The organism is Pseudomonas sp. WHRI 8519 (assembly GCF_040224055.2).
Taxonomy (GTDB): domain Bacteria; phylum Pseudomonadota; class Gammaproteobacteria; order Pseudomonadales; family Pseudomonadaceae; genus Aquipseudomonas; species Aquipseudomonas putida_X.
The window spans coordinates 2,874,035-2,897,904 of the sequence record NZ_CP167996.1 but is presented as its reverse complement, the minus strand read 5'-3'; the positions used below and the strand labels follow the sequence as shown (position 1 = coordinate 2,897,904).

General features: G+C 62.5%; 27 protein-coding genes. 15 read left to right on the top strand and 12 right to left on the bottom strand.

All coding sequences use genetic code 11. From position 1 onward, the window contains the following. Positions 1-4 precede the first annotated feature (4 nt). The 3 genes from ABRP30_RS13325 to ABRP30_RS13315 form a co-directional block, all read right to left on the bottom strand. Positions 5-955 (bottom strand): ornithine cyclodeaminase family protein, encoded by a 951-nt coding sequence (locus ABRP30_RS13325; protein ID WP_349975340.1) that lies wholly within the window; start codon positions 953-955, stop codon positions 5-7. Beyond that, the gene (locus ABRP30_RS13320; protein ID WP_349975341.1) at positions 952-1,929 is read right to left on the bottom strand and encodes a threonine/serine dehydratase; all 978 of its coding nucleotides are present in this window, start codon (positions 1,927-1,929) and stop codon (positions 952-954) included. Before ABRP30_RS13320 ends, ABRP30_RS13325 begins: the two co-directional genes overlap by 4 nt. Before the next feature lie 73 nt (positions 1,930-2,002). Continuing rightward, on the bottom strand, positions 2,003-2,620 hold the full coding sequence (locus tag ABRP30_RS13315) for a transcriptional regulator (RefSeq protein WP_267823966.1): 618 nt from the start codon (positions 2,618-2,620) through the stop codon (positions 2,003-2,005). A 277-nt stretch (positions 2,621-2,897) separates the two neighbouring features. On the opposite strand from ABRP30_RS13315, the gene ABRP30_RS13310 reads away from it, so the two are divergent. Then, complete coding sequence (locus ABRP30_RS13310; RefSeq protein ID WP_349975342.1) at positions 2,898-3,875, top strand: DNA-binding protein; 978 nt, start codon at positions 2,898-2,900, stop codon at positions 3,873-3,875. A 67-nt stretch (positions 3,876-3,942) separates the two neighbouring features. On the opposite strand, the gene ABRP30_RS13305 is transcribed toward ABRP30_RS13310, so the two are convergent. Together ABRP30_RS13305 and ABRP30_RS13300 are read right to left on the bottom strand one after the other, a co-directional pair. Further along, a complete protein-coding gene (locus ABRP30_RS13305) occupies positions 3,943-4,194 on the bottom strand; it encodes a hypothetical protein (RefSeq protein ID WP_349975343.1) in 252 nt (83 codons plus the stop codon). A 13-nt stretch (positions 4,195-4,207) separates the two neighbouring features. After that, a complete protein-coding gene (locus tag ABRP30_RS13300) occupies positions 4,208-4,708 on the bottom strand; it encodes a DUF4142 domain-containing protein (RefSeq protein ID WP_241803443.1) in 501 nt (166 codons plus the stop codon). A gap of 182 nt (positions 4,709-4,890) precedes the next feature. On the opposite strand from ABRP30_RS13300, the gene ABRP30_RS13295 reads away from it, so the two are divergent. From ABRP30_RS13295 to ABRP30_RS13285, 3 genes are read left to right on the top strand one after another with little or no spacing between them, the layout of a single operon-like run. After that, positions 4,891-5,133 carry a hypothetical protein gene (locus tag ABRP30_RS13295; protein WP_241803442.1) on the top strand — a complete coding sequence of 81 codons (243 nt, stop codon included), beginning with the start codon at positions 4,891-4,893 and terminating at the stop codon, positions 5,131-5,133. Further along, complete coding sequence (xth, locus tag ABRP30_RS13290; protein WP_349975344.1) at positions 5,130-5,924, top strand: exodeoxyribonuclease III; 795 nt, start codon at positions 5,130-5,132, stop codon at positions 5,922-5,924. The genes ABRP30_RS13295 and xth overlap by 4 nt, the downstream gene beginning before the upstream one ends. Positions 5,925-5,966: 42 nt before the next feature. Beyond that, a complete protein-coding gene (locus ABRP30_RS13285; protein WP_349975345.1) occupies positions 5,967-7,535 on the top strand; it encodes a sensor domain-containing diguanylate cyclase in 1,569 nt (522 codons plus the stop codon). Here the strand turns inward: ABRP30_RS13285 and ABRP30_RS13280 are convergent. After that, positions 7,532-8,227: an MgtC/SapB family protein gene (locus tag ABRP30_RS13280; protein ID WP_267815981.1), complete on the bottom strand. Its 696-nt coding sequence runs from the start codon at positions 8,225-8,227 to the stop codon at positions 7,532-7,534. The two genes, ABRP30_RS13285 and ABRP30_RS13280, sit on opposite strands and share 4 nt — an antisense overlap. A 406-nt stretch (positions 8,228-8,633) precedes the next feature. Between ABRP30_RS13280 and ABRP30_RS13275 the strand changes: the two genes are divergently transcribed. Further along, a complete protein-coding gene (locus ABRP30_RS13275; RefSeq protein WP_349975346.1) occupies positions 8,634-9,101 on the top strand; it encodes a sterol desaturase family protein in 468 nt (155 codons plus the stop codon). A gap of 4 nt (positions 9,102-9,105) precedes the next feature. On the opposite strand, the gene ABRP30_RS13270 is transcribed toward ABRP30_RS13275, so the two are convergent. Beyond that, entirely contained in the window at positions 9,106-10,005 is a 900-nt protein-coding gene (locus tag ABRP30_RS13270; RefSeq protein WP_349975347.1) for a bile acid:sodium symporter family protein, read from the bottom strand. Between the two features lie 192 nt (positions 10,006-10,197). Between ABRP30_RS13270 and ABRP30_RS13265 the strand changes: the two genes are divergently transcribed. The 10 genes from ABRP30_RS13265 to ABRP30_RS13220 all read left to right on the top strand — a co-directional run bounded on the left by ABRP30_RS13265 (position 10,198) and on the right by ABRP30_RS13220 (position 18,097). Further along, the gene (locus ABRP30_RS13265; protein ID WP_241803436.1) at positions 10,198-11,079 is read left to right on the top strand and encodes a Dyp-type peroxidase; all 882 of its coding nucleotides are present in this window, start codon (positions 10,198-10,200) and stop codon (positions 11,077-11,079) included. Positions 11,080-11,165: 86 nt separating this feature from the next. Beyond that, positions 11,166-12,074: an aldo/keto reductase gene (locus ABRP30_RS13260; protein WP_349975348.1), complete on the top strand. Its 909-nt coding sequence runs from the start codon at positions 11,166-11,168 to the stop codon at positions 12,072-12,074. A 4-nt stretch (positions 12,075-12,078) separates the two neighbouring features. After that, on the top strand, positions 12,079-13,398 hold the full coding sequence (locus ABRP30_RS13255; protein ID WP_349975521.1) for an MFS transporter: 1,320 nt from the start codon (positions 12,079-12,081) through the stop codon (positions 13,396-13,398). A 110-nt stretch (positions 13,399-13,508) separates the two neighbouring features. Next, a complete protein-coding gene (locus ABRP30_RS13250; protein ID WP_241803433.1) occupies positions 13,509-13,727 on the top strand; it encodes a general stress protein in 219 nt (72 codons plus the stop codon). A 60-nt stretch (positions 13,728-13,787) separates the two neighbouring features. Next, positions 13,788-13,985, top strand: coding sequence for a hypothetical protein (locus tag ABRP30_RS13245; RefSeq protein ID WP_349975349.1), 198 nt, complete (start codon positions 13,788-13,790; stop codon positions 13,983-13,985). 18 nt (positions 13,986-14,003) lie between these two features. Continuing rightward, entirely contained in the window at positions 14,004-15,335 is a 1,332-nt protein-coding gene (locus ABRP30_RS13240; RefSeq protein ID WP_349975350.1) for an iron-containing redox enzyme family protein, read from the top strand. Next, complete coding sequence (locus ABRP30_RS13235) at positions 15,335-16,288, top strand: class I SAM-dependent methyltransferase (RefSeq protein ID WP_349975351.1); 954 nt, start codon at positions 15,335-15,337, stop codon at positions 16,286-16,288. The genes ABRP30_RS13240 and ABRP30_RS13235 overlap by 1 nt, the downstream gene beginning before the upstream one ends. A 99-nt stretch (positions 16,289-16,387) precedes the next feature. Next, entirely contained in the window at positions 16,388-16,978 is a 591-nt protein-coding gene (locus ABRP30_RS13230) for a 5'-methylthioadenosine/S-adenosylhomocysteine nucleosidase (protein WP_349975352.1), read from the top strand. A gap of 122 nt (positions 16,979-17,100) precedes the next feature. Continuing rightward, a complete protein-coding gene (locus tag ABRP30_RS13225; protein ID WP_241803428.1) occupies positions 17,101-17,238 on the top strand; it encodes a PSPA7_2676 family Cys-rich small protein in 138 nt (45 codons plus the stop codon). 10 nt (positions 17,239-17,248) lie between these two features. Continuing rightward, positions 17,249-18,097 (top strand): Ku protein, encoded by an 849-nt coding sequence (locus ABRP30_RS13220; RefSeq protein WP_349975353.1) that lies wholly within the window; start codon positions 17,249-17,251, stop codon positions 18,095-18,097. Between the two features lie 104 nt (positions 18,098-18,201). Here the strand turns inward: ABRP30_RS13220 and ABRP30_RS13215 are convergent, their stop codons facing one another. The 5 genes from ABRP30_RS13215 to ligD are packed head-to-tail and all read right to left on the bottom strand — an operon-like array spanning position 18,202 to position 23,794. Beyond that, positions 18,202-18,867, bottom strand: coding sequence for a glycosyltransferase (locus ABRP30_RS13215; protein ID WP_349975354.1), 666 nt, complete (start codon positions 18,865-18,867; stop codon positions 18,202-18,204). Then, positions 18,864-19,463 (bottom strand): class I SAM-dependent methyltransferase, encoded by a 600-nt coding sequence (locus ABRP30_RS13210; RefSeq protein ID WP_349975355.1) that lies wholly within the window; start codon positions 19,461-19,463, stop codon positions 18,864-18,866. The genes ABRP30_RS13215 and ABRP30_RS13210 overlap by 4 nt, the downstream gene beginning before the upstream one ends. Positions 19,464-19,473: 10 nt before the next feature. Further along, positions 19,474-20,229 carry a PIG-L deacetylase family protein gene (locus tag ABRP30_RS13205; RefSeq protein WP_267815961.1) on the bottom strand — a complete coding sequence of 252 codons (756 nt, stop codon included), beginning with the start codon at positions 20,227-20,229 and terminating at the stop codon, positions 19,474-19,476. Continuing rightward, positions 20,226-21,272: an acyl-CoA dehydrogenase family protein gene (locus tag ABRP30_RS13200; RefSeq protein WP_349975356.1), complete on the bottom strand. Its 1,047-nt coding sequence runs from the start codon at positions 21,270-21,272 to the stop codon at positions 20,226-20,228. The genes ABRP30_RS13205 and ABRP30_RS13200 overlap by 4 nt, the downstream gene beginning before the upstream one ends. Beyond that, positions 21,269-23,794, bottom strand: coding sequence for a DNA ligase D (gene ligD, locus ABRP30_RS13195; protein ID WP_349975357.1), 2,526 nt, complete (start codon positions 23,792-23,794; stop codon positions 21,269-21,271). Before ligD ends, ABRP30_RS13200 begins: the two co-directional genes overlap by 4 nt. Positions 23,795-23,870 lie beyond the last annotated feature (76 nt).

Here is a 23,870-nt window from a genome sequence, read left to right as displayed (position 1 = left end):
CCCGTCAACCGGCGGTGAGCGATGCCAACACGCAGCTTGCGATCTGGGCGTCCTGCACGGCCACCCCGGTCAGGTCGGCGAGCGTGATCTGGGCGTCATGCTCACGGCCGGTGGCGCGGCCCTCGAGTAGGGCACCAAGCTCGGCCAGTTGCTGTTCGCCGATCAGGCCGGCCTTCAGCGCATGGGAGACTTCGCCGTAATGGCTGCACTGGTAGAGGGAGTCGACGATGATACGGTCGGCACATGCCACCAGCGCAGGATCGAGCTCCTGCTTGCCCGGCGCATCGGCGCCAACGGCGGTGATATGGGTGCCAGGTTGCACCCATTCACGCTGCAGCAGTGGCTCACGGGAAGTTGTCGTGCAGACGATCAGGTTGGCGGCGTGTGCAACCTCTGCAGCGTCACGGGTTACCCGCACTTCATAGCCCAGGGCTTCAGCAAAGGTTTTGTAGGCTGCCAGTTCCCCATCACTGCGCCCCCACACCACTACGCTGCGGCAGGACGTAACTGCACCCAGTTGCTGCAACTGCATGCGCGCCTGGGTGCCGGTGCCCAGAATACCGATCGCTCTCACGTTTGCAGGTGCCAACAGGCGGGCGACGATACGCCCGACCAGCGCGGTGCGGATGCAGGTCAGCCAGCCCTCATCCTGCAACAAGGCAAGCGGCCGCCCGGTACTGGCCGAGGCCACCAGCATCAGGCCATCATTGCTTGGCAGGCCCTTCGACGGATTGTCGTAAAAGCCAGTCGACAGTTTGACCGTGAACGTGTCGCTGCCCTCGATATAGGCAGCCTTGATGCAACAGTCGCCATTGGCCTGCGCAAAAGTGAATGCCTGTACCGGTGGCACCTGGGCCTTGCCTTGGGAGAAGGCGATGAAACCGTGCTCCAGCCATTGCACTGCCTGCTCCACATCGAGCCGGGAGGTGATCTGTTGCTTGCTGAAAATGTTCATCGAACGGCCTCGAGGAATTTATCCAGCACGATGTTGCGGCCGCAAATGACGACCGCGACGCGCTTGCCGCGGTATGCCTTGGCCATCTTCTGCATGCCTGCCACCGCGACACCGGCAGCACCCTCGATGATCCAGCGCTCATGCGCGGCCACATCTCGCATCGCCGCCTTTATCTCTTCTTCACTCACAAGCACGGTACGCGACAGCAGCGCCTGGCAGAGCGGGAAAGTCACGCAGCCTGGCTCGACCCCGCCGGCCGTACCGTCGGAGATCGTCTGCTGCTCTTGCATGTCGATGATTTCCCCGGCTTCCAGCGAGCGCTGCAGGGTCGGGGCATTCGCTGGCCAGCAGCCAATGATGTCGATGCCTGGGTTGAGCGCCCGCAGTGCTGCGCCGATACCTGAAATCATCCCGCCGCCGCCGACTGCGACGAATACGGCGTCCAGGTCCGGTGCCTGTTCAAAGAGCTCCATCGCGATGGTGCCTTGGCCGGCGATCACTTCAAGGTCGTTGTAGGGCGAGACAAACGGCTTGCCCTGCTGGGCTGCTTGACGCCCCGCTTCAAGCTCCACGCCCAAAGGGTCCAGATCCAGGCTGACCACTTCGGCACCGAGCGCGCGGATTGCACCCAGCTTGTAAGCAGACGCCGAAGTGGTGGTATAGACGGTGACCGGCACCCCCATCACCTTGCCGGCAAGCGCGAGCGCTTGCCCATGGTTGCCAGAGGAGGCCGTGATGACGCCCAGTGCGCGCTGCTCGGCGGGTAGCAGGCGAAGCTTGTTACTGGCACCGCGGAATTTGAACGAGCCTGTGTGTTGCAGGTGCTCGCATTTCAGATAAACGCTGCATTCGGTCATCGCTGAAAGCCCGGCGCTGAAGTTCAGCGGGGTGACCCTCACCTCAGGGCGAAGTGCCTGGTGTGCATCTGCGATCGCTTGATACAGGGAAGACAGGTTGGGGGCATCGACAGGCATCGTGGCTACCGCTCGTATATGGACTGAGTGTCCACAATAGACCCAATATCCATGGCGGACAAGCGCTAGTCATTCATTCAGCGGCCTGGCCCCTCAGTTCCTTGAGGTACTTGTAAACGGTCGCCCGGCCCATGCTCAGCACATTGGCCACATAGTCCGCCCCGCTGCGCCCCTCGAATGCCCCTTCGGCATGCAGGGCCTCAACCAGCGTGCGCTTGTCTTTCATCTTCAGCGTACGCAAGGACAAATTGCGCGCCTTGAGCCAAGCGTGCAGGAAGGTATTGATCCGCTCTTGCCAGTCATCCTTGAACAGCGCATCGGGCTGCGGTACCAGGCGGCTGACCTGGAAAAACGCATCCAGCGCTTCACGTGCCTGTTCCAGAACAGAGAAGTTCAGGTTGATGCAGAGCAGGTACTGGGCTTCACCGTCCTGGTTGTACAGCACCGTGGTAATGGAGCGGATCTTTTGACCATCCCAGTTGAGCTTCTCGTAAGGGCCGAGCTTGGCGGCGTTGCGGAAGTCGCCTAGCTCCAGGTCCAGTGCCGAGTCATCGCCAACCTTGCGCCTGGAAAAGTTGTTGGCGATGTGGACGACCGTCTGACTTTGTACCTCGTGCACGATCACTTCGGCGTGGGGAAAGAGCAGCAGCGCAATGCTATCGGCGATTGCCTTGTAGTTTTCGATGTTCATCTTGAGCCGGGGTAGGTGCTTGATTGGGCGGGTAGCCATTTTGTCCATGGTGGACGCAAGCACGATTCAACTTCAAGGCATGGGACAGAACTCTTTTCAGGGCCTTTCGTACTGCTTGTGCTACGCCAGGCGCTTCGAATCCGGCTGATACCGCCATATCATGCGATAAGCCGTGATTATTGCACCTTAGAAATGGCTTGAGTTGATGCCTAAAAACCGACAGAATTATTACGTAAATACATGGTACGTACCATGACACGAAATCGTAGGAGCAAACATGGCCCGGGGTGGTATCAACAAGGCGGTAGTGCAGCAAGCAAGGCAAGTGCTGATTGCCCGGGGCGAGTACCCCAGCATCGATGCTGTACGTATCGAACTGGGGAACACGGGCTCGAAAACCACCATTCACCGTTATCTCAAAGAGCTGGAAGGCCAAAAACCTGCGGCGCTTCAAGGCGCGCCAGCGCTGAGCGATACGCTGGCCAAGCTGGTGGCGCAGTTGGCCGAACAGCTGCAGGATGAGGCCGATGGGCGGATCGAGCAGATCGAAGCGGCCCACAACGAGCAAAAGGAGCAGTTGCAAGCGCAGCTACAACTGGCGCAGGAGGCCTTGGCCGCAGCGCATCAGCAACAGCAGATCCAGGCGGCGGCGCTGGCCGCCGAGTCGGAGCGGCTCAGCGCCACCCAGAGCACGCTGCAAGCCGAGCAGCTGCGGGGTGCCAGCCTGAACCAGGCGCTAGGTGAACTGCAGCTGCGTTTAGCCGACAAGGATGAACAGGTGCGCTCGCTGGAAGAAAAGCATCAGCATGCCAGGGATGCCTTGGAGCATTACCGCAGCGCCAGCCGCGAACAGCGTGACCAGGACCAGCGCCGCCACGAGGCACAGGTGCAACAGTTGCAGCTCGAACTGCGCCAGCTTCAACAAGGCATGATCGTCAAGCAGGATGAACTGACCCGCCTGCACCGGGACAACGAGCGCCTGCTTGGCGAGCATCGCCAGGCCAGCAGCGAGCGCAAGGCGCTGGATGAACTGCTGGAGCAGCGTGATACACAGATTCAGGGCTTGCGCACGATCCTGGCGCAAGCGCAGGGCGCCAGTGACGAGATGCGCAGGCAATTGCAGGCACAGGGCCAAACCCTGGAAGATAAACGTGGGCAATGTGCGGAGCAGGGCAGGCAGTTGCAGTTCCTGGAAGCTGAACTGCTCAGGCGCGACGAGGCGCTGAAGGCGCTGCGCGAGGGTGCCAGGCCGTGACGGGTACGTTGCGGGGGGGCGGAAAGCCAGCCCCCGCTACGCACCATTGAAAGGCTGGAAGGGTGACTTAGCCTTCCACCCGCTTCGCAGCCTCGACACCCGCTGCCGAGAGCTTGATCGGATAGCTGACGCTGAACTGCTGATTGCTGTCGACCGTTACGCTGCCATCGTGAATCAGCCCATGATCCTGCAGCGTCTTGAGCGCATCGGCAACGGCATTTTCACCACGGTAATTATCCAGCACTTCCTTGCCCAAGCCCTGTGGGTGGGCGTGCAGCAGGCGCGTCAGGATTTCGCTGCGCAATGTATCGTTACTCATGTGTGTCCTCCGATCACTTGCCATGTTTGGCCTGAAGAGCCTTGGCCTCTTCCAGGTGTTTCTCGAGCGTTGGCAGCGTTTCGCTGGCGAAAGCCTTCAGCTCTGGTTTGTCAGACGAAGCGGCTTCTTTCTTGAACAGCTCCACGGTTTTTTCGTGGGCATCGACTTGGTTGTTGACGTAGGACTTGTCGAACGACTCCTCGCGCCATTCAAGGATCATTTTCTTCACCTTGTCGGTCAGCGCCGCCTCATCGGGCACGCTGATGTCCAGCTTGCGAGCGATGTCGCCGAGCTTCTGGTTGGCCTTGGTGTGATCGGTGACCACATGCTGGGCGAAGGTCTTGATGTCAGGGTTCTGGCTCTTTTCCAAAGCCAGATTGCCGGTGACCACCTCGGCGATTCCAGCTTCGGTAGCGGCATCGACGAAGTCATCGGAGGAAGCCGCCAGTGCCTGCAGCGACGCCATGCCCAGCACCAGCGACAAACCTGCGCGCTTGATGAACAGATTGCCCATGTTTCACTCCTTGCTATCGGTGGCGCGACCTCAGTGTCGCGTACGGTTGAGCCGGGGAAGTGGGCATAGGTTTAAATTTTTTTCAGGTTTTTGTCTGGGCGAGCCAGCACCGCGGCGCCACGGTTGAACGATACGCAGTGCTAGCGCTCACACATTCAAAGGTTGCCGCGAAGGAGCAGGGCATGAGCATAGAGCGCAGCATTCCCGAACTTGAGGCTTGGTACGCGCAATACGATGATGACAGTTACCGTCGCGAATCCCCGGATGCCTACCATCACGAATTACTGCGCACCGCCGAAGCGCTGCGTGATGACGGCGCCATCGACTGGGATGACTGGTTGGCCCTCAAGGCCTTGGCAGACGAGGCCCATGTGGGTGCGCTGCAGGCGGCGGTGCAGAGCCACGTGGATGACCCTGGCACATGAAGCCCTTGCGCATCGCCACCTTCAATATCAACGGCATCGGCAGCCGGCTACCGGCGCTGCTGGCATGGCTGGAGCGGGAAAAGCCCGATATCGCCTGCCTTCAGGAGCTCAAGGCAGCTGACGCGAAGTTTCCCCGCGAGGCCCTGGAAGCTGCAGGTTATGGCTGCCTGTATAGGGGGCAGCCTTCGTGGAACGGGGTGTCAATCCTGGCGCGCGACAGCCAGCCGCTGGAAGTCCGGCGCGGCCTGCCAGGCATGGAGGATGACGACCAGAGCCGCTACCTGGAAGCAGCGGTACAGGGTGTGCTGATAGGTTGCCTGTACCTGCCAAATGGCAACCCGCAACCGGGGCCGAAGTTCGATTACAAACTGCGCTGGTTCCAATGCCTGGTCGAGCATGCGCGGGACTTGCTTGGGAGTGGCCACCCGACTGTTCTGGCCGGTGATTTCAACGTGGTGCCGACCGATTTCGATATCTACAACCCCAAATCCTGGCTCAAGGATGCCTTGCTCCAACCCGAGTCGCGCAATTGCTACCAGGCGTTGCTTGAGCAGGGCTGGACCGATGCCATTCGTCATCTGTACCCCGACGAGCGCATCTACACTTTCTGGGACTACTTCCGTAACCACTGGGCGCGCAACGCTGGCTTGCGTATCGATCACCTGTTGCTCAGCCCGGATATCGCCTCGCACCTCAAGGCCGGCGGCGTAGATGCGTGGGTGCGCAACGAGCCCAAGCCCAGCGACCATGCACCGGCATGGATCGAGTTGGGTGCGCGCAAACGGCAGTGATCTATAGTGACAGACGGCAAACGCGTCAAGACAAGGACTTCCATGAGGGCGGGCGGAACACAGGACGAAGACGGGCTCTTGAGCGTACCCAGCGAGGTGCGCGCGGTGGCGCTGTTTCGTTTGGTTCTGTCGTTCATGGCGGTTGTGATGTTGACCTTCGTGTCGATCGAAGGGTGGCGGATCTGGCGCGATTACAAGCAAGCCTTCGTCAATGCCGAAAACACGGTCAGCAACCTGGCCAGGGCCACGGCGCAGCACGCCGAGGACGCCATTCGCCAAGTGGACGCGATTACCGCTGTGCTGGCAGAGCGCCTTGAAGGAGATGGCTTCGATCATCTCGATCACCCACGCTTGCACGCGCTGTTGGCACAACAGAAAACCATCATGCCGCAACTGCACGGTTTGTTCGTGTACGGCCCGGATGGCACGTGGATCGTCACTGACCAGGCTTCCATGCCGGCAAAGGCCAACAATGCCGACCGTGACTACTTCGCTTACCACCAGACCCACACCGACCGTGCCGTGCATATAGGCTCGGTGGTACGTAGCCGTTCCACCGGTGACCTGATCATTCCAATCTCGCGCAGGCTGGAGAATCGCGATGGCAGCTTTGCCGGGGTGCTGCTCGGCACGATCAAGGTGGACTGGTTCGTGCGCTACTACGGTGATTTCAAGATCGACAAGCGGGGCGCTCTGGTGCTGGCCATGCGGGACGGGACGATCCTGGTACGCCGGCCCTTCGTGGAGGACGTCGTCGGCCGCAGCCTGGCAAACAGCGAAGTCTTTCGCCACCACCTGCCTCATGCGAGCGGAGGGCTGGTAGAAGCGGTGGCGGTCGTCGACGGTACGCCCCGTCTGTACGCCTATCGCGCCTTGGCGCGCTACCCGTTGGTGGTAGAGGCGGGTTTGTCGCGTGAGTCGATCATTGCGCCCTGGCGGCAAGACGTCATCAAGTCAGCCGTGATCCTGCTGCTGTTGCTGGTGGGGTTGAGTGGCTTCGGCTGGGTCGTATTGCGCCAGTTACGTGAGCGAATCGCTATCGAAAGGGCGCTGTACCAGGCCCACCAGACCCTCAGGTCGCTGGCCCTGACCGACAGCCTGACGGGCCTGGGCAACCGCCGCAGGCTGGACGCGGTGCTTGATGCGGAACTCCGCCGGGCGCGGCGACTGGGGCAGGCTGTGGCGCTGGTGATGGTCGATCTGGATTTTTTCAAACTGTACAACGACCGCTATGGCCACCCTGCGGGCGATCAATGCTTGCGCCGCTTTGCCGACTTGCTGCAGCAGGTGTTGAAGCGCCCGGCGGACTTGGCGGTGCGCTATGGCGGGGAAGAGTTCACGCTTTTGCTCCCTGACACCGATGTACAGGGCGCCGAACAGGTCGTCGATGACATCCTGCAACTGTTGCGCCGCTTGATGATCGAGCATGCCGGCAGCCCGCTAGGCCGCGTCTCTGCCAGTGCCGGCATCGCTGTGGGGCACCCGGCAGTGGACGCAAGCAGCCCCGAAAGCCTGATGTCTGCGGCTGACGGGGCGTTGTATCAGGCCAAACGCCAAGGGCGCGATGGCTATGTCGTTGCTGGCCGCATGGCGATGAGTGCCGGTCATTAGGCCTGTAGCTGCCAGCATACCGAACTGACACCTTTCTCCAGGCTTACCCGGCTGACCAGGCGCTCCAGCTGCGCCGGTGCTTGTGGGTTACCGAGCAACTCTGCGCGCACCTCCAGCCGTGCGGGGGTGGGCAAGTCTTCGCTGTGCAGCGACTGCAGGCGCAGTTGCGGGTCGCTCAGGCTTTGCAGCATCAGGCTGCGTACCTGAATTTCATCTTCGGCACGGCACACCACCCGCACCTCGAAACGGTGTTCGACCTCGCTGGCCGGCACCACGCCTTGGCCGTCCAGTCGTTGGGCGATGTCGCGCAGCAGTATGTTGGCACACAGCACCACCAGGCTACCCAGGGCCGCCTCCAGCAGCAGGCCGAGGCTGCACAGCACGCCGACAGCTGCTGTGCACCACAGGGTGGCGGCCGTGTTCAGCCCGCGCACCGTGAAACCGTCGCGCATGATCACACCGCCCCCCAGAAAGCCAATGCCCGAGACCACATAGGCGGCAACCCGAGACGCATCGGTAGGGGCCATACCCGGCACCGCCTGGGTCATCAGCACGAAAAGGCAGGCACCCGTGCTGACCAGCGCATTGGTGCGCAGCCCGGTCAGGCGCTGGCGCAGTTGGCGCTCGGCACCGATCAGGGCGCCGAGCAGCAGGGCGATGCTGACACGCAGCAAAAATACTTTCCAATCCATAGCGAACCTCTTGCGCGGGCACATGCCCGCTCTAACGCCACCGTAAATGGCGTGGTTGAAAAACCAGGAATGCGCAGGACCACGAGAGGAGGAAAGAGGAGGGCTCAAGCCGCAGAGGCTGAGAAATCCACCGTCTAGCCAGTAGCGAGACAGTGGCAGGAAGCTGCCGGACTAGCTCGCCGTGTGGGCCTGTCGCAAGCGACTGGGGCTACTGTCCAATGCAGGACTCCTGTTCAGGGATGCGAAATTGCGGGCCGAACATACGCCGCAGTGTGTGTAGGGTCAAGGGCGATAACATGACAATGGCTTCATAAGGAAATGCCCTACAGCAAGCCACGGCCGAATGGAAAAACCCGCCGTTACTCGTTACCCTTGCGCCATTCTTTGTCATCCCCCGGACCGTTACATGCTGCTCAATTTTGTTGTGCTGATCGGCACGCTGGTGGCCATGGAAGGTGTCGGCACGCTGGCCCACAAGTACATCATGCATGGCTGGGGCTGGTGGCTGCACCGTTCGCACCATGAGCCCCATCTGGGCATGCTGGAGACCAACGACTTTTATCTGCTGGCCCTGGGCATCATCGCAGCGGTCTTGATGGCCCTGGGCAAGGCCGGCCATGCGCCCTTGCAGTGGGTGGGCGGCGGCGTGGCGGGTTACGGAATACTGTACGTGCTGGCCCACGACGGCTTCTTCCACCGGCACTGGCCGCGCAAGCCGCGACCGATCAACCGCTACCTCAAGCGCCTGGATTGTGCCCATCGCCTGCACCATGCGGTAAAGGGGCGTACAGGCAGTGTGTCGTTCGGCTTTTTCTACGCACCTCCCCTCAAGGCACTCAAACGTCAGTTACAGGCCCAACGCCGGCGCAACTGAGACGTCAATTCACCGTTTCGCCCTTGCCTTGGGCGTCCCCCGTGCGGTGCCCACGGCTCACCCACCAGCCAAAGCCCGCCGCCGTGAAGAACATGATCAAGCTATAGAGCGCCGCCGGCACCGCCATGGTGGCGTTGTTGAGCAGCGATGGGCTCAAGGCGACGGCGATCGCCAGGGTGCCGTTATGGATACCGATCTCCATGCCGATGGCTATGGCCTGGCGCTTGGGAATGCTCAACAGGCGCGGTACCCAGTAGCCCACGGCGAGGCTGATCACGTTGAACAGCAGTGCCGCCAGGCCGACCACCGGGGCGTAGGCAACCACGGTCTGCCAATCCTTGGCCAGGGCCAGCGCAATGGTGAAGACCAGGAACAGCGCCGCCACCAGTTTCATGGGCTTTTCCATGCGAGCGGCAAAGCCTGGCGCCCAGCGGCGGATCATCATGCCCAAGGCGACTGGCAGAAGAACGATGGCAAATACCTGCATGACCTTGGCAAATTGCAGCGGGATGGCCTGGTCCGACGCCATGAACCACATCAGTGACAGGTTGACCAGCAGCGGCATGGTCAGGATGGCGATCAGCGAGTTGACCGCCGTAAGGGTGATGTTCAGGGCCACGTCACCATGAGCCAGGTGGCTGAACAGATTGGCGGTGGTGCCTCCGGGGGAGGCGGCGAGCAGCATCAGGCCCACGGCCAGGGCCGCTTCCAGCCCGAAACCGTTGGCAATCAGGAAACAGGCCAGCGGCAGCAGAAGAATCTGGCAGGCCAGGCCGATGACCACGGGTTTAGGGTATTTCACCACGCGCGCGAAGTCGGCCACTGTCAGCGACAAACCAAGGCCTAGCATGATGATGCCCAAGGCCAAAGGCAGGAAGGCGGTAAGCAAGGGCGAAGCGGTCATGATGGCTACTCGGGCAAGGGATCAAGCCAGTCTAGGCCGGGCCTGATCGATAGCTAATTGCAATGGGCCAGCACTTGGTAACCTTTTGTTACTGAAGCGCCCGCTTGGCTGATGGCAAAGGGATTGCCCCCCTCGTTGCGACCGGCCGCTGCGCGCAGTAGCATTCGCGCTTTTACCAAGGATTCGCCTGTCATGCCGTTCCAGCAAGGGCTGCTTGCCACCCCGGTGCCTACCCAGGCCCGCCACTTGTTCTTCACCCTGCAAGCCCCCGAGGGGTTGCCTGCAGCACTGGATGCGCTGCTGCCGCATGTGGATGGCGAACGCCTGATCATGGGCGTAGGCGCCCCCTTGGCGAAGGCCTTGGGCCGAGAAGTGCCTGGGCTGCGCGCGTTCCCCCAACTGGATGCAGCGGTGGAGAACCCAAGCACCCAGCACGCCTTGTGGCTGTGGCTGCGCGGCGAAGAACGTGGTGACCTGCTGCTGCAGGCCCACGCGCTGGAGCAGGCCTTGGCACCGGCTCTGCGCCTGGCCGACAGCATCGACGGCTTCCTGCACCGTGGCGGCCACGACCTGACCGGTTATGCGGACGGTACCGAAAACCCGGTTGACCAGGACGCAGTCGACGCGGCCATCGTCGCGGGCGAGCAGCCGGGCCTGGCAGGCTCCAGTTTTGCGGTTTTCCAGTTGTGGAAGCATGATCTGGAGTACTTCAAGTCGCTGCCCCAGGCGGACCAGGACAACATCATCGGCCGGCGGCTGAGCGATAACGAGGAGCTGGACGATGCGCCGGAGTCGGCACACGTCAAGCGCACTGCCCAGGAAAGCTTCGCACCTGAGGCGTTCATGGTGCGGCGCTCGGTTTCCTGGGCCGACCACCGTGGCGCGGGCCTGGCCTTTGTCGCGCTGGGCCGAAGCTTCGATGCGTTCGAAGTGCAGCTGCGGCGCATGAGCGGGTTGGAAGATGGCATCATCGACGGGCTGTACCGCTTCAGCCGCCCGCTGACGGGGGGGTATTACTGGTGCCCGCCGATCACCGACGCACACCTGGACCTGAGCCTGCTGCTGAAGGCTTGAGCAAATATTCAGAAACAGAATCATCTGCCAGGCCGAGGTAGAGCGGCTAGTCTTGGAAGTTTCCGACTTATGACGGGAGCTTTGCCATGTATGCACGTCGCGATGTCCTACGCGCCGGCGCGACTTTGGGGCTGCTGGCTGCCAGCCCTTGGCTACGCGCTGAGTCCCGCTCCGGGCTGCTGACCCGCAAGGTGCCGTCCACCGGCGAGGCCTTGCCGGTCATTGGCGCGGGGACCTCTGGCAGTTTCGAGGTCGAGGCCGGCTCGGCCGACTACCAGCAATTGAAGGCCGTACTGAAAGCGTTTTTCGAGGGCGGCGGCAAAGTCATCGACACGTCGCCGAACTACGGCGGGGCAGACCGTATCCTTGGCCAGTTGCTGGAGGAGGGCGGCTGGCACCGGCAGTGTTTCATCGCCACCAAAATCGCCGCCGACAGCCGGGCCGACGCCGAAGCGCAATGGGCGGGCACCCTCAAAAGCCTGCGCACAGACCAGGTTGACCTGCTGCAGATCCACAACCTGCGCGACTGGAAGACCCAACTGCCCTATGCCCGCCAGCTCAAGCAGCAGGGCAAGACCCGCTACGTAGGCATTACGCATTACCTGAACAGCGGCCATGACGAAGTCGCCAGCATCGTGCGTTCCGAACCACTGGACTTCATCCAGATCAACTATTCGGTCAATGCGCCCAACGCAGCAGAGGAACTGTTACCACTGTGCCAGGACAAGGGCGTGGCAGTGCTTATCAACCGGGCGTTCGATGATGGTCGCCTGTTTGCCAAGGTCAAGGGCCAGCCACTGCCTGCCTGGGCTGTAGAAGCGGGGGTGAGCAGCTGGGCACAGATTTTCCTCAAGTTCGCCTTCAGCCACCCGGCGGTGACCACGGTCATCCCGGCAACTGGCCGCCCCGATCGCCAGCTCGACCAGCTCAAGGCCGGCCATGAGCCGTTGTTCACCCCCGCGCAGCAAAAAGCGCTGATCGAACAGTTTGCCTGACAACATGACCGGCTGGCGCAAACGCCTGGACCACGGGCTGAATATCCAGCCTGGCGAAGGCCCGGCCGTGATCGGCGGTCTGGCCCTGTTCTACCTGCTGTTCACCGGTTATTTCATGCTGCGGCCGGTGCGCGAGACCATGGGCGTGGCGGGAGGTGTCGACAACCTGCAATGGCTGTTCACCGGCACTTTCATCGCTACGCTGACCTGCCTTCCGCTGTTCGGCTGGCTGGCCTCCAGGGTACGCAGACGGCACATCCTGCCTTGGACCTACGGCTTCTTCACGGCCAACCTGTTGCTGTTTGCCGTGTTGTTTGCTCGCCAGCCAGATGACCTGTGGACCGCACGGGCCTTTTACATCTGGCTGTCGGTATTCAACCTGCTGACAATCTCACTGGCCTGGAGCGTGCTGACCGATCTGTTTTCCACAGAGCAGAGCAAGCGCCTGTTCGGGTTGCTGGCAGCGGGGGCCAGCCTGGGTGGGCTGAGCGGTCCGGTACTGGGTACGCTGCTGGTTGCCCCGCTGGGGCATGCCGGGCTGGTGTTGCTGGCCGCTTTGTTCTTGCTGGGCAGCATCGCTGCCGCCGTCTATCTGCAACGCTGGCGCGATCGCCAACCACTGCCTGTGCAGAACCAACAACCCGCGTCGCGGCCACTGGGCGGTAACCCATTTGCCGGTGCGACGGCTGTACTGCGTTCGCCGTACCTCTTGGGCATCGCCCTGTTCGTGGTGCTGTTGGCCAGTGTCAGTACTTTTTTGTATTTCGAGCAGGCGCGCATCGTCAGCGAAACCTTCACCGACCGTACACGCCAGACGCAGGTGTTCGGCCTGATCGACACAGTGGTTCAAGCCCTGGCCATCCTCACCCAAGTGTTCATTACCGGTCGGCTGGCCAAACGCCTGGGGGTAGGGGTGTTGCTGGTGGCAGTGCCGCTGGTGATGGCGGCAGGCTTCGTCTGGCTGGCCCTGGCACCGGCATTTGCGGTGTTCGTGGTGGTGATGGTGGTTCGCCGCGCAGGCGAATATGCCTTGGTCCGGCCGGGGCGGGAGATGCTGTTCACGGTGTTGCCCGCCGAGGACAAGTACAAAGCCAAGAACTTCATCGACACCGTGGTTTACCGAGGGGGCGATGCGTTGAGTGGGTGGGTCAAGCGTGCACTGGATGTGCTGGGCGACCATCCGCAACTGGCCATGATGATTGGGGCAGCCATTGCCCTGGGCTGGGGCCTCACCGGTGGGTGGCTGGGGCGGCGGCAGCGCACATTGGATGCCCACGGCACACAACCGGCTGGCGCGCAAAATACACCCCCACCGGTTATTTAACGCCACCGGTCCGAACGCGCGTCAATAAAACGAATCCCTCGCTATCGCCAAACTCCGAACCTATGTACGGCGCTCGCCGTGCATCCAGAAGTCACATGAGGTTTCAGACCATGGCAAACAAAGACAACAGCCGCACCGGCAGCCAGGGCGGCCAGGGTGGCACCAAGAACCCCGGCAACTTCGCCAACGATCGGCAAAAAGCCTCCGAAGCTGGCCGCAAGGGCGGGCAGTCCTCAGGCTCCGGCATGGCCCACGACCGTGAGTCGGGCCGCAAGGATGCCGATATGCACAAAGACCGCGAGTCGGGCCAGAAAGGCGGCCGCTCGTAAGTGACGAGAGCGCGGTGTCGGACGCTTCGGCACCGCGTTCAGTTAGAAAGAGGACGCCCCATGCGCACCACAGCCATCATCATTGCCTTGAGCAGCCTGACGCTGCTCGGCGGTTGTTTCGATCGTGACCCCGATCACCCGGCGGAGGATGCCGACCACAGCAAACCTTCGCTGCAAATGCAGCAGCCCGATGAAAAGCCTGCGCCACAACCTGCACCTGGCCCTGAGCCGATGCCACGCGAAGGCCAGAGCCAATAGTCGACAAAGGAGCGAGGCATGACGGTTCTGACGCGCAGCAACCCCTCCAAGGCGCCGGCGCCAACCGCACAGCCGCTGAGCAGCCGCTACCATGCGTTTTTATCCGGTGATTACACCACTGCACGTCAGTGGCTCGCCGAGCAGTTCGCGAAGGCGAACGCCATGGCCGATGACCTGCCGGACACGCCTGATCAGTTGCAGGCATGGAGCGCGCGTCACGCCGCACAGGTTGCAGCCGAACACGCCGCCTACCTGGCCCAGCGCCGTGAAGGCGCGCCTCGGCGGTATTTTGCCAACCGCGCCCAGGCACTGTGGTTCCTGCAACAGGTCGCACCGACCAAGGTCGTCGATGGCGCCTGGCTTCATGGGGCCCTGCGCCACTGGCAAGACCCGCGCTACCACGGCCTGATCCGCACCTACCTCGAGGAGCTGGGTGACGGCGATCCGCATTGCAATCATGTGTTGATCTACCAGCGGTTGCTGGGCAGGCTCGGCTGCCTGGAGGGTTTGCCTCTGGAGGACGAGCGCTACCTGCAAGGGGCCGTGCAATTGGCGCTGGGCAGCTGTGTGGAATGGTTCCTGCCCGAAATCATTGGGTACAACCTGGGTTACGAGCAGCCGCCTTTACATTTGCTGATCACCACTCACGAACTGGCCGAGCTGGGTATCGACGGCCATTATTTCCAGCTTCACGTCACGATCGACAATGCTGCCAGTGGCCATTCCAGCAAGGCCATTAAGGCGGTTCAGCAACTGTGCCCGGCACAGGATGCCGAGGTGTTCTACCGCCGAGTCAGGCACGGCTACCGCCTCAATGATCTAGGTACTGACACGCCGACGCTGATCAGCACCTTCGACCTTGAAGCCCAATTGCTGGCTGCGTTGGAGCGCAAGCGCGTGTTCGGGCAGTTCATGCACGCTGACCGTTGCCGACTGCAGCAGCGCACGGTCAACCAATGGCTTAGTGAACCCTCGGCGCTACCGGGATTCTTGCAAGCGCTAGTGGCGCAGGGCTGGATCAAACGCGGGCAGAACCCCGCCGACAGCCGCTGGTGGTCGCTGATCGATGGCCCGGGCGCGCCGATGTTCGGGGTGTTCAATGCCTACGAAAAGCAGTTGTGGCACGACTGGATTGCCGGCGACTGGCAAAGCACGGTGCGCCGCGTGCCGCCGGGCAGTTGGGAAGCTGCCTTGCACCAGCAGCCCAATGGCGAACAACGCCATGAAGTGATTGATATCGAGACCTTGATCGAGCGCATGGCAGGCAATCAGCACGCCTTGCCGCAGGGGCTTGCCGCCACTCGGGCGTACCTGCGTGCCACAGGCCTTGGCGAGGAGGGACCGCACTGATGACGCTTGACCCGCAACAAACCCGGGCCGACGAAGCCCTGCTTCAACTCGGCCGACGCTTGCGCGCTGACGGTTACCGGTTCACCTGCGTAACGCCTGCCACCCATGCCTACAACAATGCCCGCGCCGGCGCCGAGCGCGCGGGAAACCTGCGTGACGTGTTTGGTTGGAGCCGCCCATTCCCAGCCTCATTGATCAGTGCCGACGAGCTGGACCAGCTCAGCACCGCGCACGTGCTGTACGAGGACGGTGACCTGCTGCGCAGCCGGGTACGTTGGTCCAGCCTGGATGATCTGCTGCTGGTGCATTCCGCCTACCCGACCGAGGCGGCTGATGCGGTGTTCTTCGGCCCTGACAGCTATCGCTTCGCCCAGGTCATCCATGACCATCTACAACGCAGCCCGGTACGGGTCGAACACGCGGTGGACATTGGCTGCGGCAGCGGCGTCGGTGCCCTACTGATCGCGCGCGCGGCGCAACATGCCCAGGTCAGCGCTGTGGACATCAACCCGCTGGCACTGCGGTACACCGCGATCAATGCGGCGCTGGCGGGGGTGAGCAATGTATCCATTGCCCACAGTGACCTCCTTGCGGGCATCAGTGGCCATTTCGACCTGATCGTGGCAAACCCACCCTACATGCTCGATGACGGCCAGCGTAAGTATCGCCACGGTGGCGGTTCTCTGGGCGCCGATCTGTCACTGCGCATCATCGAGCAAGCGTGCGAGCGTCTGAGCCCTGGCGGGTCACTGCTGCTGTACACCGGCGTGGCGATGGTCGAAGGCCGTGATCCTCTGCTCGAGGCCATTCGCCTGCGCCTGGCGGGGCCTGAATGGGCCTGGGTGTACCGTGAGGTCGACCCGGACGTGTTCGGCGAACAATTGCTCCAGCCAGGTTATGAGCATGTCGAGCGCATCGCTGCCGTGGCGCTGACGGTCAACCGCAGTGCGTGACGCGCTCGTGCGCCTTGCCACCACTGCGGGGCTTGCAATCAGTTAGCGTTCACCGACAATGGCAGCGCCCTTAGCAAGCCATTCGGAACGCCCTGCGCCATGATGCTGACCCAGCAATTTCCCGCCATTACCTTGGCCGACACCTTGTTCGTATTTGCCCTCGAGGCGGAAGCCGGCAGCGTATTCGCTGACGTCCATACCGTGTTCACCGGCATCGGCAAAGTCAATGCTGCCATCGCCCTGACCAAGGCGATCGAGCGCCAGCGGCCCAAACTGATCGTCAACCTTGGGTCGGCAGGCAGCCAGCGGTACGGCAAGGGGGAGCTGGTGTGCTGCACGCGCTTCGTGCAACGCGACATGGATGTGACTGCGCTGGGCTTCGCCCGCTACCAGACGCCGCTGTCGGACGTCCCGGTGCTGCTCGAACATGGCCACGCGATAGAGGGGCTGCCACTGGGCACTTGCGGCAGCGGCGACAGCTTTGAGGTCAGCCACGGGGATGCCCCGTACGACATCGTCGACATGGAAGCCTATGTTTTAGCGTTGATCGCCCGTAATGAAGGCATTCCGTTCGTGTGCCTGAAATACATTTCCGATGATGCCGGCAGCGATGCGGCCCAGGACTGGTCCGTGCAGGTGCATCTGGCCGCCGCGGCGTTCAAGCGCGTGCTGTTCAGCAGCGGAACCTGATCAGGCGTGACAGCCAAGCCAGTGTCTGTAGCAAACCCGTAGGGCACTTGGGCTAAACCTTCCGCCCGCCGCGCAGTCATTTCAGGTAAGTGCCCGACATTTGCGGGCCGAGGAGGTGGCTGATGACCTTTGTCTGCCTACTGCGTGGCTGCCATTGGCGTGCCATGGTCAAACCCGAAGTGCCCGGGCTGCAGTGCCAGCTTTGCGAGCGTTGTGGCGCGCTGCGCTACTGCCAGCCCGGTCATCCCCTGCAACCCTAGGAGGCACGTCATGGCCAGGGCAATCTGGAAAGGTGCGATCAGTTTCGGCCTGGTGCATATCCCGGTATCACTGAACACGGCGGTGCGCACCGAGCGCGTGGACTTCGACTGGCTGGACAAGCGCAGCATGGAGCCGGTCGGCTACAAACGGATCAATAAGGTAACCGGCAAGGAAATCGACAAGGACAACATCGTCAAGGGCGTGGAGTACGAGAAAGGCCGCTATGTCGTGATCAGCGAAGAAGAGATCCGCAAGGCGAGGCCGGAAGCGACCCAGACGATCGATATATTTTCGTTCGTGGCTGCCAGCGAAATACCGCTGCAGCAGTTCGATACGCCGTACTACCTGAGCCCGGACCGCCGCGGCGGCAAAGTCTACGCCTTGCTGCGCGAAACGCTGCAGAGCACTGGGAAGGTGGCACTGGCCACGGTCGTACTGCACACACGTCAACACCTGGCATTGCTGCGGCCGCTGGATGACGCGTTGGTGATGATCACGTTGCGCTGGCCGGAGGAAGTACGTGGGCTGGATACGCTGGAGCTGGACAACAGCGTGACCGACACCAAGCTCGACAAGCGCGAACTGGCCATGGCCAAGCGCTTGGTCGAGGACATGAGCGGTTCGTGGGCTCCGGATGACTACCATGATGCGTTTCGCCAGACCATCATGGACCTGGTGGAAGAGAAGGCCAGCAAAGGCAAGATCAGTGTGGTGGACAAGGGCGAGGGGGGCGAAGCCGAAAAAAGCGCCGATATCATCGACCTTACCGAACTGCTCAAGCGCAGCCTCGGTGGCAAAGCTGCGAAAAAAGCACCTGCCGAAAAGAAACCTGCCAAGCGTACGCGTAAAGCTTCATGAACGCTTGGGCGGGTTGCCTGCCTTGTTAGCACGGCATCATTCAGATAGAGCGCCATCCACGCGGCGCTCTATCTGAAGAATTCCGAAGAGCATGGTCCAGCTGATCAACCGCCCAAACGCACCTGCAGCCCTGCCAGAAAATCCCCAAACCCTTCACGCGCCCGGCTGTCCCTTCGGCTGCTGGTCGCAACACTGTGCTTGGCTGTCCAGACGATCTGCGCGCCGCTAGCCTCCAGGTCGCGGACCAGCTGCACGTCCTCATGCGCCGCCAGCGGTTGAAAGCCGCCCACACGTTCATAAGCGCGGGCACAGACCCCCAGGTTGGCCCCATGAATATGCCGGTGGCCTTCACAGGCCTGATACCCGCTGCGGTACAGCTTGCGCAGCGCCGCACGCTGCCACGGCTGCCAGTGTTCGATATGTACCGTGCCGCAGACCACTTCAGCAGTGCACGCCAGTTGCCACAGCAACCAGTGCGAGGGCACTTGGCTATCGGCATCGGTGCAGGCCAGCCACTGGGCGCCGCGCTCCAGCATCAGGGCCGCGCCAAGCCGGCGGGCCATGCCGACACTGCCCGCTTCCACCGCCAGCGTGCGTACACCGAAGCGCGCGGCCACCGCCGCACTGGCATCACGGCAACGGTCCAGCACCACCAACACTTCAACCTGATGCCCTGCCTGCTCGGCCAAGGCTACCGCCGCTGCCATGGCCTTGAGGCAGCGCCCCAGCCGTCGCGCTTCGTTATGGGCAGGAATGACGACGGCAATCATGAGCATGTCTCGTCCAGGTCGACCACGCTGGGCTCGGCTGACCAGTATTCCAGCAAAAAGTCCGCCTCTTCATGGCGAAACACCGGGTACAACGGCACATGCTTGGCCAGCAGCTGGTGCACTTCACGCCCATCCTGGGGGCAGCCTGCGATCGGATGGCGCCAGTGACAGGCCAGCAGGCCACCGTCATAGGTCAGGCTCGCAACAGACTGCTCGATCACCTGCAACCAGTCGGTAGGGTTCAGGTAGTAACCCACTTCGCTGAGCACGATCAGGTCGAAGCTGCCGCCCGGCCAGTCCGCCGGCAAGCGGCCAGCGACGACGGAAGCATTGGGCAACCCCGCCAGGCGCTGACGGGCCAGGGCAACTGCAGTAGGGTCAAGGTCCTGGCACAGCAGCTCGGCACAGCGATCGGCCAGCGCTGCGCTCAGCTCGCCATTGGCACAGGCGGGTTCGAAGACCCGTTGGTAGCACTGGCGCGGCAGGCTGGCCATCAGCAGGTCACGCTTGCGGCGTTCGTACCAACGGGTGCGAAACGCCCAGGGGTCGTCATTGCTGGAATACAGGTCGGCGAAATATTGCGCATCGATACTCATGACAACTCCTTCACAGGAATACCAGTTCGAAGGGTTGCAGCATGCAATCGAGCAGGTCGGCAGGCAGCACCGGCGCCCGCCCTTGGTCGGGCTCCAGCTGGCTGTGATACGCCGCCAAGGCCTGACGCTTGCGCGCAACCCGTGTTTCGTCCAGCTCGATGCGATGTGCCCGTTGCCAGGGTAGGCGCGGGTCGTCAGGCTGTGCCCAATGCCAGGCCCACACAGGCACCTCCACCAGTTGCACCTGGCGCGCGAGGGCAGCCTGCGCTGCCGCCCGTCCAAGCGCTTCGTGGTCGCAGTGGCCGTCGCCGCGCCAGGTAGTCATCAGCACATCATCGGGCTTGAGCAGTTGGTTGAGGTGATTGACCAGGAACGCTTCGTCGCGTGACAGCGCCCCATCCTTGAGGTGCAGGCGCCGCCAGTCCAGCCGGTTGAGGTCCAGGTCCAGCTGCTGCAGGGCGTGCCGGCTTTCAAGTGGCCGTTGACGGCGCAGGCGGTGCTCGGTCCAGGTCGCCGATTCTGGGTGGCTTCCTTCACCATCGGTGACGGAGATCAGCAGCACGTCCTGTTCGCGGCCGTGCAGCCCGGCCAACAGTCCACCGGCCATGAGGATCTCGTCATCGGGGTGGGGCGCCAGCAGTACCAAGCGCCGGCCTGCGGGTAGTAATTGCTCCGGCGTGATCCAGCTCGCCCGCGCCAAGTGTGCAGACTGCTGCCACTCGGCCCACGGCCTGCCTTCACTGGCCTTGATCAGGTTCTCACTCATAGTTGCCAGGCTCCTGCCGGCACCTGGGCCAGCTGTTGGCCAAGTGCGGCCAGGTCACGTTCTGCATGGCTTTGGCGCAGAAACACCGGGAGGTCGGCGCTCAGCCGTGCAAAGTGGCTACTGCGGCAGAACGGCGTTGCGCCCAACGCACGCCCCACATGGTGGATCACCTGCTCTACAGCCTGCTCTACCTGGGCACGCACACGGCGTACCTCGAAGCTGGCGTCGGCGTTGGGCTGGCGGTCTATCCACGTGGCGCATTCGCGCAGTGCCGCACGGGCACCGTACAACGCGGCATCCACTGCCCCCAGGTGTGCCTGGGCGTGGGGATCCGAGTTTGGCTTGCAGCAACGCTCACGCAAGTAATCGGCCAGCGCCTGCGCTGCGCCGTACCAGCAGGCGGCGATGCCCGCACCGCCGTGCCAGAAACCGGGGCGCGACAGGTACTGCCCGGGTTGGCCTACGGCGATCCCGGGCGCATCCTCGAAGGTGATTTCAATGCTGGCGGTCGTCGCCATGCCCACCGCTTGCCAATGCTCGACCTGCACCCCCTGGCCGGGATGGGCCAGTTCGATCGCCACCAACTGCGGCTGGTCGTCATCCTCGGCCCAGGCTGTGATCAGCGCGCGGTCGATCTGCAAGGCACCTGAGCACCAGGCCTTGCTGCCGGCAAGGCGCACCTGGTCGCCGTCGCGCTCGATGATCCGAGCCCGCGCATCAGGGGGCTCGGCGGCCCACACGCCCCATATTGCGTTGCCCGCAAGGTGTGCGGCGCCGCATTCGGCGAGGATCGCCAGTGCGTCGGTATGGCCTTCGTACACTTTGGCCAGCGCCAGGTCGCAACCGGCAATACGTGCCAACGTCTGCCAGCGTTGCAAGGTATGCCCTTGGCCCGGCAGCGGCAGTTGGTCGAGATGGTCCGCCTTCAGCGCCTGCATCAGTTGCGACAGCTTGTTGTCCAGGTTCAAAGGCTGCGCGCGCTCGCTGAACGTACGCAGCAGGCTATCGAGGGTGTTCAGGTCAACATCCTGAGTGATGCTCATGTCATTCCCATCTGTTTGCGCATGCGCGCTGTGATCGATTGTCGGGTCTTGCCCATGTCCGCCCAAGGGTCATCGACCTCGGCCAAGCGTTCGTGCAGGTTGCCGATATGCCACTGGTTGGCGCCTTTGAGCTGGGCAAGTTCCTCGCGCCAGATCGGCACAGACACCGGTAAGCCTTCCCGGGCCCGCAGGGAGTAGGCGCAGGCTGTGGTGGCGCCTTTACCGTTGCGCAGGTAATCGATGAAGATCCGCCCGACCCGGTTCTTCGGCCCGGACACTGCGCTCAGCCGGTCGGGGAACAACTTGGCCAGGTAATTGACGATGGCATGGCTGAAGTCTTTCACCTCATCCCAGCCCGCACGGCGGGTCAACGGCACTACAAGGTGCATGCCTTTGCCGCCGCTGGTCTTGAGGAACACCTTCAAGCCCAGTTCGTCGAGCAGGGTGAGGGCCAGCTGAGTGGCTTCGATCATGGCCTTCCAGGGCAGTGCCGGGTCCGGATCGAGGTCGAGCACGAAGCGGTCGGGCTTGTCGAAGTCCTTATCGGTGGCATTCCAGGTGTGCAACTCGAGCATGTTCATCTGCACGGCGCCCAGTAGCGTGTCAGCGCGGTTGATGACCATCGCCGCCTGGCCGGCCTCGGCTTTGTCGTAACTGAGCACATTGGCGATATGCAGCTGATCGGCGTTTTTCTGGAAGAACAGTTCGCCGTTGAGGCCCTCTGGCGCCCGTACCAGCGCGACCGGCCGGTCCTTGAGCTGCGGGAGAATCCACTGGCTGACGCCGGCGTAGTATTCGGCAACCTGGCGCTTGGTTGCGCCAATGCTGGCGTCGATAATCCGGTCCGGATGCGTCAGGCGCAGGTCGCCCAAGTCTTCTGGCGCTTTGCTACGCCTGGTTTTGGGCAGGGTCTTGGCTGGCATGGCGCGCTCCAGGTCGATGGCGCTGGCAGGTTTGTCGTCGCGCAGCCCGTGGAAAACCGAATGACGTACTACGCCGTCGCGCGTCATTTGCGCGTACGCGACCTCGGCCATCAGTTCTGGCTTGAGCCAGTGAACACCCCGAGCCTCCGCCCCGGTGGGTGGCCGGGGCAGGGCTGGCTTGCGGATTTCCAAAGGCTTGAGGCGAGCATGGATACTCTCGAGCGTGGTGGCGCTGAAGCCGGTACCGACTTTTCCGGCATAACGGAGCTCGCCGCTGTCTGGGTCATGAAGGGCGAGCAACAGGGCACCGAAGCCGCTGCGGCTCCCCTTCGGGTCCGTGAACCCAACGATGACGAACTCCTGGCGCTGCTTGCACTTGAGTTTGATCCAGTCCGCGCTGCGCCGCCCTGTGTAGGGGCTGCCGGCGCGCTTGCCGATCAACCCTTCGAGCTCCAGCCGGCAGGCGCTGTCGAGCAGCGACTCGACCGGCTGCTCGAAGTCGGCGGAAAATTGCAGAACATCGGACTGATCATGCTCAAGCAGGTCACTCAATGCGTTGCGCCGGTCTTCCAGTGGCAATGCGCGCAGGTCCTGGCCACCCAGGAAGGGCAGGTCGAACAGGTAGTAGACGATCTGCTCGTCGCGCTCGGTATCGAAGGCATTCTGCAATGCCTGGAAGTCGGCCACGCCGTTCTCGCCGTTGACCACCATCTCGCCGTCCAGCCAAGCGCTGTCCAGGCCCAAAGCACGCAGCTCGGCCACCTGCCGGGGCATTTTATGGCTCCAGTCGTGGCCGTTACGGGTGAACAGGCGCACGTCTTCGCCTTCGATACGGGCGAGCACACGATAGCCGTCGAACTTGACCTCATAGCGCCAGTCGCCAGCGGGAGGCGAATCGACCAGGGTCGCAAGCTGCGGTTGCAGTTGCGCGGGCAAGGCTGTTTTCTTGCCTGCGCCGTTTGGTTTGCGCTTGGGCGGTTTGGCAGGTTTGGCAGGTTTGGCAGGTTTGGCAGGTTTGGCGCTGGGACTTTGCCGCGGCACGAGCGTTCGATCGCTGATCACGCTGTCGGGCTGCGCTTCGACAATGCTGTAGTCGGCCTCGCTGCGTGCCTGTGCATCGGCGGACTTGACCAGCATCCACTGCTCTTTCTTGCCTGAAAGACGGGTGCGGAACAGGTTCCACACGCCACCGAGCTTTTCACCCTTCAAGCGAAAGCGCAGCTTGCCCTTGCTGTAGGCTTGGTCCGCGTCGCCTTCTGGCTCCCAAATGCCACGGTCCCAGACGATCACATCGCCGGCGCCATAGTGCCCCTGGGGGATATTGCCTTCGAAATCGGCGTAATCGAGCGGGTGATCCTCTACATGCACCGCCAGGCGGCGGACTTTGGGGTCCAGAGAGGGCCCTTTGGGGATGGCCCAGCTTTTCAGCGTACCGTTCAGTTCGAGCCGGAAGTCGTAGTGCAGGTGGCTGGCGTCGTGCTTCTGAATGCAGAACTGCAGGGCCTGGTGACGTTTTGCACGGCCGCGCTTGCCACTGGGTTCGGGCGAGGCATTGAAGTCGCGCTTGCGCTCATATTCCTGCAGGGGCTTGGCCTTCATCTAAGGCTCCCAGGGGTGGCGGTCTCTCATTTGGGAGGCAGCGGGCAGGGCGGGAGTTCAAAAAATCGATTGCCCG